Here is a 15,381-nt window from a genome sequence, read left to right on the forward strand (position 1 = left end):
TAGCGATCCCGATGGGGCGGCGTGAGGTCCGCCGCCCGCGTCGAGTGAGCACTGCCTCTCCAATTTCCGCGCCGTTCTCCCCGCATTCCGCCACCTCTCAGCGCTTTTCGGCCCGACGCTTATTGCGAGCTTCTCAGGTATCACCTTCACAAGATGCAGTAGTTCATTCATTTTTAACGCTTTTCCATTTTAAGCGCCACGTGAACGGTGACACGTAAGTCCTTGTTCTTACAAACAAAATTAGTGCAAAAAACGGGCTTCTCCCTTGACCGCCCCATGCCCTTACTCTAAAGTGGGAGACAGTGTGAGAAAGTGTATTTTTGTGGATTGATCCGACGTTTTTCGATCGGATTTCGAGTGTGACGGATGGGGCGTGCGCCCCGAGGGGAAGAGGACGTGTTCCAAGGGGCGTCGGCGCTGACGCTCGATGCGAAGGGCCGGATGTCGGTGCCCTCTCGTTATCGCGAAGCGCTGCAAGGCGAGGCACAAGGACGGGTGACGCTCACAAAGCACCCGGACGGGTGCCTTTTGCTTTTTCCGCGCCCCGAGTGGGAAGTGTTTCGCGCCAAGATCGCCGCGTTGCCGATGGACGCGCACTGGTGGCGGCGAATCTTTCTCGGCAACGCCTCGGATGTCGATCTCGATAGCGCGGGACGCATTCTGGTTTCGCCGGAATTGCGCATGGCGGCAGCGCTGGAGAAGGAAGTCATGTTGTTGGGCATGGGAAGCCATTTCGAACTCTGGGACGCCCAGACATACGCGGCCAAGGAGCAGGCGGCGATGGCTCAGGGCATGCCCGAAGCGTTGAAGAATTTCACTTTCTGATCGCTGTTGTGAGTGCCCCGGGACGTGCCGCTTCGCGTCAGGTCCGCTCGAGGGCGCAATCCCCCAAGGGAATTCCCGCGGGGCGGATGCATGGGACGGCCCGGCGTTTTCTTGGGAACTTGGACGCTGCGATGGGAAATACGCTGCAGCATCAGACGGTGTTGCTGGATGAAGCGGTAAATGCGCTCGTGACGCGAGTGGACGGCGTCTATGTGGACGGTACGTTCGGGCGTGGCGGGCATAGCCGGGCGGTGCTGGCAAGGCTGGGCGAGGCGGGGCGCTTGATTGCGTTCGACAAGGACCCGCAAGCGATCGAAACGGCGCGTGCGATCGACGACAAGCGGTTCGAAATCGTGCACGACAGTTTTGTCGGCCTTCGCGAGGCGATGGGCGCGCGCGGTATCGCGCGGCTTTCCGGGGTATTGCTGGATTTGGGTGTGTCGTCGCCACAGCTCGACGATCCCGAACGAGGTTTCAGCTTCCGCGCCGACGGTCCGCTCGACATGCGAATGGACCCGACGCAAGGAGAATCCGCGGCCGAGTGGCTGGCCCGGGCAACGCAGCAGGAACTGACGGAGGTCATTCGAGATTATGGGGAAGAACGGTTTGCTGTTCAGATTGCAAAGGCGATTGTTGCTCGCCGGGCAGAGTCCAGTCGTCTCGGGCCTCTCGACAGCACGGGCGAGCTTGCCGAAATCGTGGCTCACGCCGTCAAGACACGTGAGAAGGGTAAGGATCCGGCAACCCGCACCTTTCAAGCTATACGGATTCACGTCAATCAAGAGCTTGCGGAGTTGCAAGTCGTTTTAGAGGCTGCATTGTCGTCGTTGGAGCAAGGGGGGCGGCTGGTGGTCATCAGCTTTCATTCGCTCGAAGACAGAATCGTGAAGCGATTCATGCAGGCGCACGCGAGTGCGCCTGCTGTCGATCGTCGCTTGCCGATTCGCGCCGTCGATTTGCCGAGCCCTCCGCTTAAGATAGTCGGTCGGGTGTTTGCCAGCCCTGAAGAGGTGCAGGCGAATGCCCGCGCCCGCTCGGCGGTGATGCGCGTCGCGGAGCGCGTCGCGCCATGAGCCGCCTCAATATCTTCCTGCTCATCATTGTTCTCGGTTGCGCGTTGTCGGTCGTCAATGCGACGAACCAGCAGCGGCGGCTGTTCGTGCAACTCGAGCGTGCGCAGGCCGAGGAGCGTCAGCTGCAGCAGGACTACGCGCAGCTGCAATACGAGCAAAGCGCGCTCTCGAAGACCTCGCGCATCGAGCAAGTCGCCACAGATTCGCTCAAGATGCGCTCCATCGTGAGCGGCGGTACCCAATACCTGACGTTGGCCCCCGGTGCGTCCGAGGCGAAGGAAGTCGCCATTCCGAGCGTTGCGGCCAGTGCCAGCGTGGCGACCGCGCGTGCGCCGAAAGCACGTGGTGCGGCCAACCGCGGAGGCGCGCGATGAAGCAAGGCAGCCGTCGCAAGGGCGTAACGTTTTCCGCGAGTCCGGTACTGTCGGTACGCTTGCCGATGTGGCGCTCGAAGCTGGTCGTATTTCTGCTGTTCGTCGCTTTCTTGGCGCTCGTCGCGCGTGCGTTCTGGATCCAGGGGCCCGGCAACGCGTTCTATCAGAAGCAGGGTGAAAGCCGCTACCAGCGCACAATCGAGTTGGCCGCCACGCGCGGGAAGATTCTCGATCGCAATGGCCTCGTGCTCGCCACGAGCTTGCCTGTGCGCGCTATCTGGGCGATTCCGGAGTCGGTGCCCGAAGACATCGACAACGAGAAGCTCGCGGCGCTGAGCTCGCTGCTCGGTCTCACGCGCAAGGAACTGCGCACGAAACTTTCGGGCGACAAGACCTTCGTATACGTGAAGCGCCAGGTATCTGTAGAAACTGCGGACAAGGTGATGGCGCTCGGCATTCCGGGCATCTATCAGCGCGAGGAATACAAGCGCTTTTATCCCGAAGGCGAAATTACCGCCCACCTGGTCGGCTTCACCAATGTCGAAGACGAGGGCCAGGAAGGCATCGAGCTCGGCGATCAGAAGCTCCTCGCGGGCGTGACGGGCATGCGCCACGTCATCAAGGACCGCATGGGCCGCATCATCGAGGATGTCGATCAGCAAGTGCCGCCGCACAACGGCAAGGACGTCGACCTTTCGATCGACAGCAAGATCCAGTACATCGCCTATGCGGACCTGAAGGCCGCCGTCGAAAAATCGAAAGCGAAGGCGGGCGCGGCCATGGTCATCGATGTGCGTACCGGCGAAGTGCTGGCGCTCGTCAACTATCCGACCTACAACCCGAACGACCGGTCGCACCTGACCGGCGAGCAATTGCGCAACCGGATTCTCACCGACGTTTTCGAGCCGGGCTCGATCATGAAGCCGTTCACGGTTTCGCTTGCGCTCGACTTGCATCGCGTCACGCCCAACACGCTCGTCGATACGGGCAACGGCCATTTCGTGCTGGATGGCGCGCAGATCACGGACGACAGCGGCTTCGGCGTGCTGACGGTCGGCGGCGTGATTCAGAAATCGAGCAACATCGGTGCGACGAAGATCGCCATGACGCTCAAGCCCGAAGAGATGTGGAATATGTATACCGGCATCGGGCTCGGTCAGGCGCCCAAGGTTGGATTTCCGGGCGCCGCCGCGGGCCGCTTGCGGCCGTGGAAGAGCTGGCGGCGCATCGAGCAGGCCACGATGTCATATGGCTACGGCCTTTCCGCGTCGCTCTTTCAGCTCGCGCGCGCCTATACGGCCATCGCGCACGATGGCCAGCTGATGCCGGTGTCAATCTTCAAGACGAATCCCGATCAACCCGTCGCCGGCACGCAGATTTTCTCGCCGACCACGGCCCGCGAAGTGCGCACGATGCTCGAGAGTGTCGTCTCGACGCAAGGTACGTCGCCCGAGGCAGCGGTGCCGGGCTATCGTGTGGGCGGCAAGAGCGGCACGGCCTACAAGCACGGCGCGCATGGCTACGATCATTCGAAGTACCGCGCGTCGTTCGTCGGCATGGCGCCGATGCCCAACCCGCGTATCGTCGTCGCCGTATCGATCGACGAGCCGACCGCGGGCAGTCACTTCGGCGGCTATGTCTCCGGGCCGGTCTTCGCCTCCATCGTCGGCGATACGCTGCGCACGCTCAACGTGCCGCCGGACATGCCGGTGAAGCAGCTCGTCGTCTCCGACGATGTAACGAAGTCGCCGGCCGCCGCGCAGGAGCGCACGGTCGCCGTCTCCAACGATCCTCGCAGCCGTCCGGGAGTGGTGCGATGAGCGCCGCCGTCAACCGTCACGTCGCCGATGCGATCGGATGGCTGCGTTTGCAGGCGCGCTCGGGCGCGCACCTGCACGCCGACACCCGCACCCTTGCGCCGGGGGACGTGTTTTTGGCCTATGCCGTCGACGGCGCGGACAGCCGGCCGCATATCGCGCGCGCTTTCGAACGCGGCGCTGCTGCCGTGCTCTATCAGCCGGAGGGATTCTCGGGCGAGGTCGACGCGGCCCACGCGCTCGCGGTACCCGCACTGAACGAACTGGCGGGCGAAATCGCGAGCGGCTGGTATGGCGAGCCGAGCCAGTCGATGCGCGTGATCGGCGTGACGGGCACGAACGGCAAGACCTCCTGTACGCAATGGATCGCGGCGGCGCTGAGCTCGCTCGAGGGCCCCTGCGCGGTCATCGGCACGCTCGGTACGGGCATGCCGGGACGGCTCGCGCAAACGGGCTTCACCACACCCGATGCGCCGCAATTGCAGCGCAGTCTTGCAGCGTTGGCTGCGGCGGGCGCCAAGAGCGTCGCCATGGAGGTGTCCTCGCATGCGCTGCATCAGGGGCGGGTGAACGGAACCGCCTTCGACATTGCCGTCTTCACGAATCTCACGCAGGATCATCTCGACTATCACAGGACCTTCGAAGCCTACGAGGCGGCGAAGGCCCGGTTGTTCGACTGGCCCACGCTGCAAGCGGCTATCGTCAATCGCGACGATGCGGCCGGTCAGCGTTTCATCGCGCGCACGATGGGTCGTGTGCGCACGATCTCGTACGGCATCGGCGCCGCGCCGCCGGCCGGGCACGCCGATGCGTCGATTTGCGCGACCAATGTGTGCGCCACTGCCACCGGCACTGCCTTTCATCTGTCGTCCGATTGGGGCACGAGCGAGGTCGAGGTCGGCACGCTGGGTTTGTTCAACGTCAGCAATCTGCTCGCCGTGCTCGGGGCGTTGCTTGCCAGCGGCGTGCCGCTCGCCGCCGCGCTCACGCAGCTTGCCAAGCTCGAACCCGTCAATGGCCGCATGCAACGGCTCGGCGGGCGGATCGCGAACGACGAGCCGCTCGTCGTCGTCGACTATGCGCATACACCTGACGCACTCGAAAAGACGCTCGACGCGCTGCGCCCGATCGCACAAGCACGGGGCGGCAAGCTCGTTTGCATGTTCGGCTGCGGTGGGGACCGCGACGCGACCAAGCGCCCGCTCATGGGCGCGATCGCGGAGCGACTCGCGGATGCGGTTGTCGTGACGAGCGATAACCCGCGCAGCGAGACGCCGCAGTCGATCATCGGGCAGATTCTCGCCGGCATGACCGAACCGGGCCGCGCTCGCGCCATCGAGGATCGCGCGAGTGCGATTCTGCAGGCGGTGCGAGGAGCCGCCCGCGAGGACGTCGTCGTGCTCGCCGGCAAAGGGCACGAAGCCACACAGGAAATCATGGGTAAGAAACGGGTCTTCTCAGACCAGGATCACGCGCGCCTCGCATTGGCATCGCGCGCCACACAGGCACGCGGGGGCGGCGAATGACGATGCTTTCGCTCGCTCGAGCCGCTTCGCTGATTCCGGGCGCGACCGTGTCCGGCGACGGCGCCGTTGCGTTCGACCGTATCAGCACGGACAGCCGGACGACGGGCCCCGGAGATCTCTTCGTCGCGCTCAAAGGCGAGCGGTTCGACGCGCACGATTTTCTGGCCGATGTGGCGCGCCGCGGAGTGAGCGCCGTACTGGTTGCGCGGCTGCCGGAGGGGCTCGGCGTGCCGGCGATCGTCGTAGCCGGCGACGGCGATACACGCGTTGCGCTCGGTGCACTCGCGCGCGGCTGGCGCCGGCAGTTCGCGATCCCGCTCGTCGCGGTGACCGGCAGCAACGGAAAGACGACGGTCAAGGAGATGATCGCCTCGATCTTTGCCGCTGCATGCGGCGAAGACGGGCGGCTCGCGACGGCCGGCAATTTCAACAATGACGTCGGCCTGCCCTTGACGCTGTTGCGCCTGAGCGCGGCGCACAAGCTTGCTGTAGTAGAGCTGGGCATGAACCATCCGGGCGAAACGTCCACGCTCGCCAAGCTTGCCGAGCCGACCATCGCGCTCGTCAACAACGCGCAACGCGAGCACCAGGAATTCATGGCGACGGTCGAGGCGGTCGCGCTCGAGCACGCCAGCGCGATTCACGCGCTCGGCCCCGACGGCGTCGCGGTGTTTCCCGCGGACGACGCCTATGCCGGTATCTGGCGTGTCGCGGCCACCGGGAATCGCGTTATCGACTTCGCGCTTCGCGATCGCAGCGCGGTAACGGGGGCGGCTACCGGTGCCACGGCGGCGCCCTCCGCGGCGGTGACAGGCGAATTCATCGGCAATTGCCTGAAAGTGGACTCCCCCGCCGGCGCATTCGAAGCCACATTGCAAGTGCTCGGCGCGCACAACGCCCGCAATGCGCTTGCCGCGACCGCCGCGGCGCTTGCCGCGAATGTTCCGCTCGATGCGATCCGCCGCGGGCTCGAAGCGTTTTCGCCGGTCAAAGGGCGTTTGCAGGTCAAGCGCGCCGCGACAGGCGCACTGGCCGGCGCGACGGTCGTCGACGATACCTACAACGCCAACCCCGATTCGATGCGCGCCGCGATCGACGTGCTTGCCTCGATGCCGGCGCCGCGTGTGCTCGTGATGGGTGACATGGGCGAAGTGGGCGATCACGGCCCCGAGTTTCACCGCGAGGTCGGGGCGTACGCGCGCGAGCGCGGCATCGATGCGCTGTATGCGCTCGGCGATGCGGCCCGTGCGAGCTGTGCGGCGTTTGCTGCCGCCAACGAGCCGGACGCTGCGGCGCGCGAGCGCCTGGCGCACCACTTCGACGATGTGGATACGCTCCTCGCCCATCTGCTGCAAGCCGGATTCGGCGGCGGCACCACGCTGCTCGTGAAGGGCTCGCGTTTCATGCGTATGGAGCGCGTCGTCGACGCGCTGACGCAATTGCAACCCTGCGCACCGGGCGCCGCGCCCGGCGCGCACTGAAAAAGAAGGACAAGCATGCTGCTGGCGCTGGCGCAATGGCTGCAGAACGATGCAAGCTTTTTGCGTGTAATCGGCTATCTGACGTTTCGCGCTGTGATGGCTTCCATCACCGCGCTCGTGATCGGTCTCGTCTGCGGTCCGTGGGTGATCCGCAAGCTGACCTCGATGAAAGTGGGGCAGGCCGTGCGCACGGACGGCCCGCAAACGCACTTGGTGAAGTCGGGTACGCCGACGATGGGCGGCGTGCTCATTTTGCTCGGTATCGCCGTTTCGACGCTGCTGTGGGCCGATCTCACCAATCGCTTCATCTGGATCGTAATACTCGTCACGTTCGGGTTTGGCGTGATCGGCTGGGTCGACGACTACCGCAAGGTCGTCTACAAGGACCCGCGCGGCATGTCCTCGCGCGAGAAGTATTTCTGGCAATCGGTCATCGGACTGTTCGCCGCGGTCTATCTGGCGTTCAGCGTGTCCGAGGCCAATAACGTGCGCGTTTTCGACCTGTTCATGGCCTGGGTGCGCAGCGGCCTGTCCATGGGATTGCCGGCGCGCGCGGACCTGATGCTGCCGTTCTTGAAGTCGATCACTTATCCGCTCGGCGTATGGGGCTTCATCGCGCTCACCTACTTCGTGATCGTCGGCGCGAGTAACGCCGTCAATCTGACGGACGGCCTCGATGGTCTCGTCATCATGCCCGTCGTCCTCGTGGGCGGCTCGCTCGGCGTTTTCGCCTACGTGATGGGCAGCTCGATCTATTCCAAATATCTGCTGTTTCCGCATATTCCCGGCGCCGGCGAACTGCTGATCTTTTGTTCGGCGATGGGCGGCGCCGGACTCGCGTTTCTCTGGTACAACACGCACCCCGCACAGGTGTTCATGGGCGACGTCGGCGCGCTGGCGCTGGGCGGCGCGCTCGGCACGATCGCGGTCATCGTGCGCCAGGAGATCGTCCTGTTCATCATGGGCGGCATTTTTGTGGCGGAAACCCTTTCGGTGATGCTCCAGGTGGTCTGGTTCAAATACACGAAGCGCCGGTTCGGCGAGGGGCGGCGCATTTTCAAGATGGCGCCGCTGCACCACCACTTCGAGCTGTCCGGATGGAAGGAGACGCAAGTCGTCGTGCGCTTTTGGATCGTGACGTTGATGTTGTGTCTGTTCGGTCTGTCCACACTGAAACTGCGGTAAAGGAAAGGAAAAGCAAGCGATGTTTGGCGAGATGTTTCGAGATCGGCATCCGATGGTGCTCGTGCTGGGGCTCGGCGCTTCGGGCCTCGCGATGGCGCGCTGGTGCGCGCGCCATGGGTGCCGGCTGCGCATTGCCGATTCGCGCGAGGCACCGCCGAATCTGCCGCTGCTCGAGGCCGAGCGCATCGATGCCGAGTTCGTCGGCGGCGCGTTTTCGCCAGCACTGCTCGAGGGTGGAGTCGAGCTCGTCGTCGTGAGTCCGGGGCTTTCGCCGCTTTCGCCGGAACTCGCCCCGCTGTTCGCCAGCGCACACGAGCGCGGCGTGCCGGTCTGGGGCGAACTCGAATTGTTCGCGCGGGCGCTCGCGCATCTCGGCGAGAGCGGTTATGCGCCGAAGGTCATCGCCGTGACGGGCACCAATGGCAAGACCACGACCACGAGCCTCACGGGGCTGCTCTGCGAGCGTGCCGGCAAGGCGGTCGCGGTGGCCGGCAATATCGGCCCGACGATGCTCGATACGTTGTCCGACGCGATCGACCGCACCGCGCTGCCCGAGGTGTGGGTGCTCGAGCTGTCGAGCTTTCAGCTCGAGACGGCACACACGTTCGATCCCGATGCCGCTGCGGTGCTCAACATTACTCAGGATCATCTCGACTGGCACGGCAGCTTCGAAGCCTATGCGGCGGCCAAAGGCCGAGCTTTCGGCCCGCATACGGTGCGCGTGCTCAATCGCGACGACGCCGGAACGATGGCGTTCGCGTCCGCCGATAAGGCGCCCGATGCGCCGCACGGTGTGCAGGTTGTCACGTTCGGGCTCAACGAGCCGCTGCGCGCGGGAGACTATGGGCTTTTGCGAGAGGCGGATATCAATTGGCTCGTTCACGCTGAAGAGCGCGACCCGGCGGATGAAACATCGTCATCGCGCCGCCGTCGGCAGGAAGCGGCGGCTCCGGTCGAACTGACGATGAAGCGATTGATGCCGGCCGACGCCTTGCGCATTCGCGGACTGCACAATGCGGCGAATGCGCTGGCCGCGTTGGCACTGGCTCGTGCGATCGGCCTGGCCGCCGCGCCGCTGCTGCATGGACTGCGTGAATATCGCGGCGAGCCGCATCGCGTCGAACTCATCGCTTCGATCGACGGCGTCGACTATGTCGACGACAGCAAGGGCACCAACGTGGGCGCAACCGTCGCCGCGCTCGATGGTCTTGCGCAGCGCGCCGTATTGATCCTCGGCGGCGACGGCAAAGGGCAGGACTTCGCGCCGCTTGCGCGCCCCGTCGCGCGATGGTGCCGGGCGGTCATGCTGATCGGGCGCGATGCGCCGGCGATCCGTGCCGCGCTGGCCGACACGGACGTCGTGCTCAGCGAGCATCCGACGCTCGAAGCGGCGACGCTCGAGGCCAGTGCGATCGCGCAACCGGGTGATGCGGTACTGCTTTCGCCGGCCTGCGCGAGTTTCGACATGTTCAAGGACTATTCGCATCGCGCGGATGTATTCCGCGGCGCGGTGCAAGACATTGCGGCGCAACGGGGGACGATGCTATGAGCTGGTCCGACCGCATCACCCAACGGTTTTTCACGGAACGCGGCGCGGGTTCCGGCACGCGCAAGGAAACGGCGGCCCGCACGGCTGCGGGCGGGCTTGCGAGCGCGGTCAGCGGAATCCGTCCGCTGCGCTCGCGCATGCTCGATTACGACCACTCGCTGTTGTGGGCCGCGATTGCACTGATCGGCCTGGGCGTCGTCATGGTTTATTCGGCGTCGATCGCCATGCCCGATTCGCCGAAATACGCCGCTTATCGCGACTACGCGTTCCTCGTGCGGCACATTGCCTCGCTCGTCGTCGCGACGATCGCCGCGGCGGTCGTATTCCGCATTCCGATCTCCGTGTGGGACAAGTACGCGCCGAAGTTCTTCCTTATCACGCTCGTGGTGCTCGTGATCGTGCTCGTACCGCATATCGGCAAGGGCGTGAACGGCGCGCGCCGTTGGCTGCCGCTCGGCATCATGAACATGCAGCCGTCCGAGATCATGAAGCTGGCCGTCACGATCTACGCGGCGAATTACACCGTGCGCAAGCAGGAATACATGCAGAGCTTTGCCAAAGGCTTTTTGCCGATGGCGCTGGCCGTCGGCTTCGTGGGCGCACTGCTGCTGCTCGAGCCGGACATGGGTGCGTTCATGGTCATCGCAGCCATTGCGATGGGTGTGCTCTTCCTCGGTGGCGTGAACGGCAAGCTCTTCGGCGGGCTCGTGGCCACGGCGGTCGCGACGTTCGGATTGCTCGTCTGGGCGTCGCCGTGGCGGCGCGAGCGGATCTTCGCCTATCTCGACCCGTGGGACGATCGCTACGCGCAGGGCAAGGCCTATCAGCTGACACACTCGCTGATCGCATTCGGGCGCGGGGAATGGTTTGGCGTGGGACTGGGCGGCAGCGTCGAGAAGCTCAACTATCTGCCGGAAGCGCATACCGACTTCATTCTCGCCGTGATCGGCGAGGAACTCGGCTTTGTCGGCGTGCTCATCGTCATTCTGCTGTTTTACTGGATCGTGCGGCGCTCGTTCGAGATCGGTCGGCAGGCGCTCGCGCTCGATCGAACCTTTGCGGGACTCGTCGCGAAAGGCGTCGGACTGTGGTTCGGCGTGCAAACGTTCATCAATATCGGCGTCAACCTCGGCATCTTGCCGACGAAGGGGCTGACGCTGCCGCTCGTCAGCTATGGCGGCTCCGGCATCGTGCTCAACTGTGTCGCGCTCGCGGTGCTGATGCGTGTGGACTACGAGAATCGTGTGCTCATGCGCGGAGGGAAAGTATGAGCACGACTCCCCAACGTACGTTGATGGTGATGGCCGGCGGTACCGGGGGACACGTGTTCCCCGGCCTCGCCGTCGCGCATCGGATGCGTGCGTGGGGGTGGCGTGTCGTCTGGCTCGGCAACCCGGTGGGGATGGAAGCCTCGCTCGTGCCGAAGCACGGCATTCCGATGGAGTACGTGCGCTTTGGCGGATTGCGCGGCAAGGGGCTCAAGACGAAGCTTTCGCTGCCCTTGAATCTGTTGCGGGCCTGCCTCGAAAGCCGTCGTGCCTTGAACCGCGTGCGTCCCGATGTCGTGCTCGGCATGGGCGGGTACATCACATTTCCAGCCGGTGTCATGACGGCGCTGGCGCGGCGGCCGCTCGTGCTGCACGAGCAGAACTCGGTGGCGGGGCTGGCGAACCGGGTGCTGGCCAAGCTTGCGCGGCGCGTGCTCGTGGCGTTTCCCGATGCGCTGCCCGGCGCCGAGTGGACCGGCAATCCATTGCGCGACTCCGTCACGCAGGCCGACGAGCCAAAGCTGCGGTATGCGCGCCGCAGCGGGCCGCTCAAGCTGCTCGTCGTGGGCGGCAGCCTCGGCGCCGCCGCGCTCAACGAAGTGGTGCCGCGCGCGCTCGCGTTGCTCGCCCCCGAGGCGCGTCCGCACGTCGTGCACCAGGCGGGCGCGAAACATATCGAGGCGTTGCAGGCGAACTATGCCGCGGCGGGATTGACGGAAGAAGGAACGCTCGCGCTCGTGCCGTTCATCGACGATATGGCGACGGCGTACGCCGACGCCGACGTCGTGATTTGCCGCTCGGGCGCGATGACTGTCGCGGAAATCGCGGCGATCGGCGTGGCGGCCCTGTTCGTGCCGTTCCCCCATGCCGTGGACGATCACCAGACCACGAACGCGGAATTTCTATCGAAGCACGACGCGGCCGTGCTGGTGCAGCAACGCGATTTGTCGCCGCAGGCGTTGGCCGATTGGCTTGGCACGCTTACGCGGGAAACGCTCGCCGAAATGGCTGAGCGGGCGCGCTCGCTGGCCAAGCCCGACGCCACCGATCGTGTCGCGCAAGTCTGCGCGGCCGTGGCGCTCGCGCGTCAGGAAGGAAAGCAATGAAACACATCGTCAAACATATTCATTTTGTCGGCGTCGGTGGCGCCGGCATGAGCGGTATCGCGGAGGTACTCGCCAATCTCGGCTATCAGGTGAGCGGCTCGGACCTCGCGAAGAGCGCGACGACCGAGCGGCTCGCTTCGCTCGGTGCGCGTATTTCGATCGGGCATGACGCCTCGAACATCGATGGCGCGGACGCCGTCGTCGTGTCGACGGCCGTGCGCAGCGACAACCCCGAAGTGCTTGCCGCTCGGCGGCTGCGTGTGCCGATCGTGCCGCGCGCGGTCATGCTGGCCGAGTTGATGCGCTTGAAGCAGGGCATTGCGATCGCCGGCACGCACGGCAAGACGACGACCACGAGCCTCGTGGCCAGTGTGCTCGCGGCAGGTGGGCTCGATCCGACGTTCGTCATCGGAGGGCGCCTCACGAGCGCCGGGGCCAATGCGCGGCTCGGCACGGGTGACTTCATCGTGGCCGAGGCCGACGAGTCCGACGCATCGTTCTTGAACCTGCTGCCCGTGATCGAAGTCGTGACCAACATCGACGCCGATCACATGGACACCTACGGGCATGACTTCGCCCGGCTCAAGCAGGCGTTCATCGAATTCACGCACCGGTTGCCGTTTTATGGCATTGCGGTGCTCTGCGTCGACGATCCGAACGTGCGCGAGATCTTGCCGTTTGTCTCGAAGCCGGTCATCCGCTACGGTTTTGCGGCCGATGCGCAGGTGCGCGGCGTCAACGTCGTGCCGCGCGAAGGCAAGATGTACTTCACGGCAATGCGCGAGGATGCGCCGCCGCTCGATATCGTCCTCAACATGCCGGGCTTGCACAACGTGCAAAACGCGCTCGCGGCGATTGCGATTGCGACCGAGCTCGAGGTGCCGGACGCCGACATTCAGCGCGCGCTCGCGGAGTTCACCGGTGTAGGACGGCGTTTTCAGCGCTACGGCGACGTGGCCATCGCGGCAGGCGGGCACTTCGCGCTCATCGACGATTACGGCCACCACCCCGTCGAGATGGCCGCGACGATCGCGGCAGCGCGCGGCGCTTTTCCCGACAAGCGGCTCGTGCTCGCGTTCCAGCCGCACCGGTATACGCGCACACGCGATTGTTTCGAGGATTTCGTCAACGTTCTGTCGAGCGTCGACGCCCTCGTGCTGACCGAGGTCTATGCGGCCGGAGAAGCGCCGATCGTCGCGGCGGACGGGCGCGCGCTCGCGCGCGCGGTTCGCGTGGCAGGCAAGGTTGAACCGGTATTCGTCGAAACGGTCGACGACGTACCGGAGGCGCTGTCGACGCTCGTGCGCGACGGCGATGTAGTGATCACGATGGGCGCGGGATCGATCGGTACCGTGCCGGGACGAATCGCGCAAGAGGTGAATACATGACCCCCCAGCTCACTATCGTCCGCTGCTCCCGTGGGAGACTGGCATGAGTGGCAGCAAGACTATCGATCCGAAACGTTTCGGCAAGGTTGCCGTCCTGATGGGCGGCGTGTCGGCCGAGCGCGAGGTTTCGCTCAATTCAGGGCGGCTCGTGGTCGAAGGGCTGCGCAATGCGGGCGTCGATGCTCATCCGTTCGATCCGGCCGAGCGCGAGCTCTCGGAGCTGAAGGCGCAGGGCTTCGCGCGTGCGTTCATCGCGCTGCACGGCGGCTACGGCGAGAACGGCCAGCTGCAGGGCGCGCTGGACTTCTACGGCATCCGCTATACGGGCAGCGGCGTACTGGGCTCGGCGCTCGGGCTCGACAAATTCCGCACGAAGCTCGTCTGGCAGCAGACGGGCGTGCCGACACCGCCGTTCGAGACCGTACTGCGCGGCGACGATTATGCGGCTCGCGCACCCGAGATCGTCGCGAAGCTCGGGCTGCCGCTCTTCGTGAAGCCGGCGAGCGAGGGATCGAGCGTCGCCGTGACGAAGGTCGCTCGCGCCGAGGCACTGTCGGCCGCGCTCGAGGAGGCGGCCAAATTCGACAAGATCGTGCTCGTCGAGAAGAGCATCGAAGGCGGGGGCGAATACACGGCCTGCATTGCGGGCGACCTCGATTTGCCGATCATTCGCATCGTACCGGCGGGCGAGTTTTACGACTATCACGCGAAGTACATCGCGAACGACACCCAGTACCTGATTCCGTGCGGGTTGCCCGCGAGCGAGGAGGCGCGGCTGAAGGTACTCTCGCGCCGCGCGTTCGACGTGCTCGGCTGCTCCGATTGGGGCCGTGCCGATTTCATGCTCGATGCGGCCGGCAACCCGTTTTTTCTCGAAGTGAATACGGCCCCGGGTATGACCGATCACTCGCTGCCGCCGAAAGCGGCGCGCGCCGTCGGCATCAGTTATCCGGAACTGGTCGTCGCCGTGCTGGCGCTGACCCTCGAGGACTGAGACAACGATCATGTGGAGCAACGTTCGCCAGCTCAATCTCGCCGCCAACGTGCTGTTCGCGCTGGTGCTCGTCGCGCTCGTCGCGGCGGGCGGGATTTGGCTCGCGCAACGCCCGTCGTTCGCGCTGGCGGCCATTCGCATCGACGGCGACACGGAGCACATCAACACGCCGATCGTGCGTGCGGGTGTCGTCGGTCATCTGCGGGGCAACTTCTTCACCGTCGATCTCGATGCGGCGCGCCAGGCGTTCGAGCAAATGCCGTGGGTGCGCCGCGCGAGCGTGCGCCGGGTCTGGCCCAACGCGCTGGCCGTGACGCTCGAGGAGTACAAGCCGCTCGGGACCTGGGGCAGCGATCAGCTCGTCAGTGTGGACGGCGATCTCTTCACCGCGAACCAGGGCGAACTCGACGAGGAACTGCCCGCGTTCGACGGCCCTGCCGGTACGTCGAAAGAGGTCGTCGCCCGCTATTTCGATTTCAAGAAATGGCTCGCGCCGCTCGGCGCCGTGCCCGACGAAGTCACGCTTTCGCCGCGTTATGCATGGACAGTGAAACTGTCGAACGGTATGCAGATCGAATACGGCCGGGAGCGCAATCCGTCGACGCTCGCGGAACGCTCCAACCGGCTCAGCGCTGCATGGAAGGCTGTCACGGCGCGCTGGGGCAACGACATCGAATATGCGGACCTGCGCTATCCGAACGGCTTCGCGATCCGCGCCGCGGGGATGCGGTTTCTCGACGATGGCGGCACGAAGGGCAAGGCCAAGAAATAACACATGAAGCACGACAAGACATC

Annotated in this window: 12 protein-coding genes and 1 pseudogene; all 13 read left to right on the top strand. The window is 64.9% G+C overall.

Translation table 11 applies throughout. The annotated features are described in order from the left end of the window. Positions 1–396 precede the first annotated feature (396 nt). Entirely contained in the window at positions 397–825 is a 429-nt protein-coding gene (gene mraZ, locus ACR9ZC_RS09350; RefSeq protein ID WP_173258026.1) for a division/cell wall cluster transcriptional repressor MraZ, read from the top strand. Positions 826–956: 131 nt separating this feature from the next. Continuing rightward, a complete protein-coding gene (gene rsmH / locus ACR9ZC_RS09355; protein ID WP_481580070.1) occupies positions 957–1,898 on the top strand; it encodes a 16S rRNA (cytosine(1402)-N(4))-methyltransferase RsmH in 942 nt (313 codons plus the stop codon). Further along, positions 1,895–2,272, top strand: a complete 378-nt coding sequence (ftsL, locus tag ACR9ZC_RS09360) for a cell division protein FtsL (RefSeq protein ID WP_481580071.1) — start codon at positions 1,895–1,897, stop codon at positions 2,270–2,272. The genes rsmH and ftsL overlap by 4 nt, the downstream gene beginning before the upstream one ends. Next, a pseudogene (locus ACR9ZC_RS09365) lies at positions 2,269–4,008 on the top strand (peptidoglycan D,D-transpeptidase FtsI family protein); the annotation flags it as partial. The gene ftsL and the pseudogene ACR9ZC_RS09365, both read left to right, overlap by 4 nt. Positions 4,009–4,088: 80 nt before the next feature. Beyond that, entirely contained in the window at positions 4,089–5,615 is a 1,527-nt protein-coding gene (locus tag ACR9ZC_RS09370) for a UDP-N-acetylmuramoyl-L-alanyl-D-glutamate--2,6-diaminopimelate ligase (RefSeq protein WP_481580072.1), read from the top strand. Continuing rightward, a complete protein-coding gene (locus ACR9ZC_RS09375) occupies positions 5,612–7,096 on the top strand; it encodes a UDP-N-acetylmuramoyl-tripeptide--D-alanyl-D-alanine ligase (protein WP_481580073.1) in 1,485 nt (494 codons plus the stop codon). The genes ACR9ZC_RS09370 and ACR9ZC_RS09375 overlap by 4 nt, the downstream gene beginning before the upstream one ends. A 15-nt stretch (positions 7,097–7,111) precedes the next feature. After that, complete coding sequence (mraY, locus tag ACR9ZC_RS09380; protein ID WP_173258015.1) at positions 7,112–8,281, top strand: phospho-N-acetylmuramoyl-pentapeptide-transferase; 1,170 nt, start codon at positions 7,112–7,114, stop codon at positions 8,279–8,281. Positions 8,282–8,312: 31 nt separating this feature from the next. Next, a complete protein-coding gene (gene murD / locus ACR9ZC_RS09385; RefSeq protein ID WP_481582630.1) occupies positions 8,313–9,830 on the top strand; it encodes a UDP-N-acetylmuramoyl-L-alanine--D-glutamate ligase in 1,518 nt (505 codons plus the stop codon). Further along, on the top strand, positions 9,827–11,101 hold the full coding sequence (gene ftsW / locus ACR9ZC_RS09390) for a putative lipid II flippase FtsW (RefSeq protein WP_331571461.1): 1,275 nt from the start codon (positions 9,827–9,829) through the stop codon (positions 11,099–11,101). The genes murD and ftsW overlap by 4 nt, the downstream gene beginning before the upstream one ends. Further along, positions 11,098–12,204: an undecaprenyldiphospho-muramoylpentapeptide beta-N-acetylglucosaminyltransferase gene (gene murG, locus ACR9ZC_RS09395; protein WP_481580074.1), complete on the top strand. Its 1,107-nt coding sequence runs from the start codon at positions 11,098–11,100 to the stop codon at positions 12,202–12,204. Before ftsW ends, murG begins: the two co-directional genes overlap by 4 nt. After that, positions 12,201–13,592 carry a UDP-N-acetylmuramate--L-alanine ligase gene (murC, locus tag ACR9ZC_RS09400; RefSeq protein ID WP_481580075.1) on the top strand — a complete coding sequence of 464 codons (1,392 nt, stop codon included), beginning with the start codon at positions 12,201–12,203 and terminating at the stop codon, positions 13,590–13,592. Before murG ends, murC begins: the two co-directional genes overlap by 4 nt. Positions 13,593–13,635: 43 nt before the next feature. Beyond that, positions 13,636–14,586 carry a D-alanine--D-alanine ligase gene (locus ACR9ZC_RS09405; RefSeq protein ID WP_481580076.1) on the top strand — a complete coding sequence of 317 codons (951 nt, stop codon included), beginning with the start codon at positions 13,636–13,638 and terminating at the stop codon, positions 14,584–14,586. A gap of 10 nt (positions 14,587–14,596) precedes the next feature. Then, on the top strand, positions 14,597–15,358 hold the full coding sequence (locus ACR9ZC_RS09410) for a cell division protein FtsQ/DivIB (protein ID WP_173258006.1): 762 nt from the start codon (positions 14,597–14,599) through the stop codon (positions 15,356–15,358). Positions 15,359–15,381 lie beyond the last annotated feature (23 nt).

Source organism: Trinickia sp. HAY1-2D (genome assembly GCF_056754935.1).

Bases quoted from the DNA above. Each gene is read 5' to 3' on its own strand.
- rsmH (WP_481580070.1), top strand. From the start codon at position 957: ATGGGAAATACGCTGCAGCATCAGACGGTGTTGCTGGATGAAGCGGTA.
- ftsL (WP_481580071.1), top strand. From the start codon at position 1,895: ATGAGCCGCCTCAATATCTTCCTGCTCATCATTGTTCTCGGTTGCGCG.
- ACR9ZC_RS09370 (WP_481580072.1), top strand. From the start codon at position 4,089: ATGAGCGCCGCCGTCAACCGTCACGTCGCCGATGCGATCGGATGGCTG.
- ACR9ZC_RS09375 (WP_481580073.1), top strand. From the start codon at position 5,612: ATGACGATGCTTTCGCTCGCTCGAGCCGCTTCGCTGATTCCGGGCGCG.
- mraY (WP_173258015.1), top strand. From the start codon at position 7,112: ATGCTGCTGGCGCTGGCGCAATGGCTGCAGAACGATGCAAGCTTTTTG.
- murD (WP_481582630.1), top strand. From the start codon at position 8,313: ATGTTTCGAGATCGGCATCCGATGGTGCTCGTGCTGGGGCTCGGCGCT.
- ftsW (WP_331571461.1), top strand. From the start codon at position 9,827: ATGAGCTGGTCCGACCGCATCACCCAACGGTTTTTCACGGAACGCGGC.
- murG (WP_481580074.1), top strand. From the start codon at position 11,098: ATGAGCACGACTCCCCAACGTACGTTGATGGTGATGGCCGGCGGTACC.
- murC (WP_481580075.1), top strand. From the start codon at position 12,201: ATGAAACACATCGTCAAACATATTCATTTTGTCGGCGTCGGTGGCGCC.
- ACR9ZC_RS09405 (WP_481580076.1), top strand. From the start codon at position 13,636: ATGAGTGGCAGCAAGACTATCGATCCGAAACGTTTCGGCAAGGTTGCC.
- ACR9ZC_RS09410 (WP_173258006.1), top strand. From the start codon at position 14,597: ATGTGGAGCAACGTTCGCCAGCTCAATCTCGCCGCCAACGTGCTGTTC.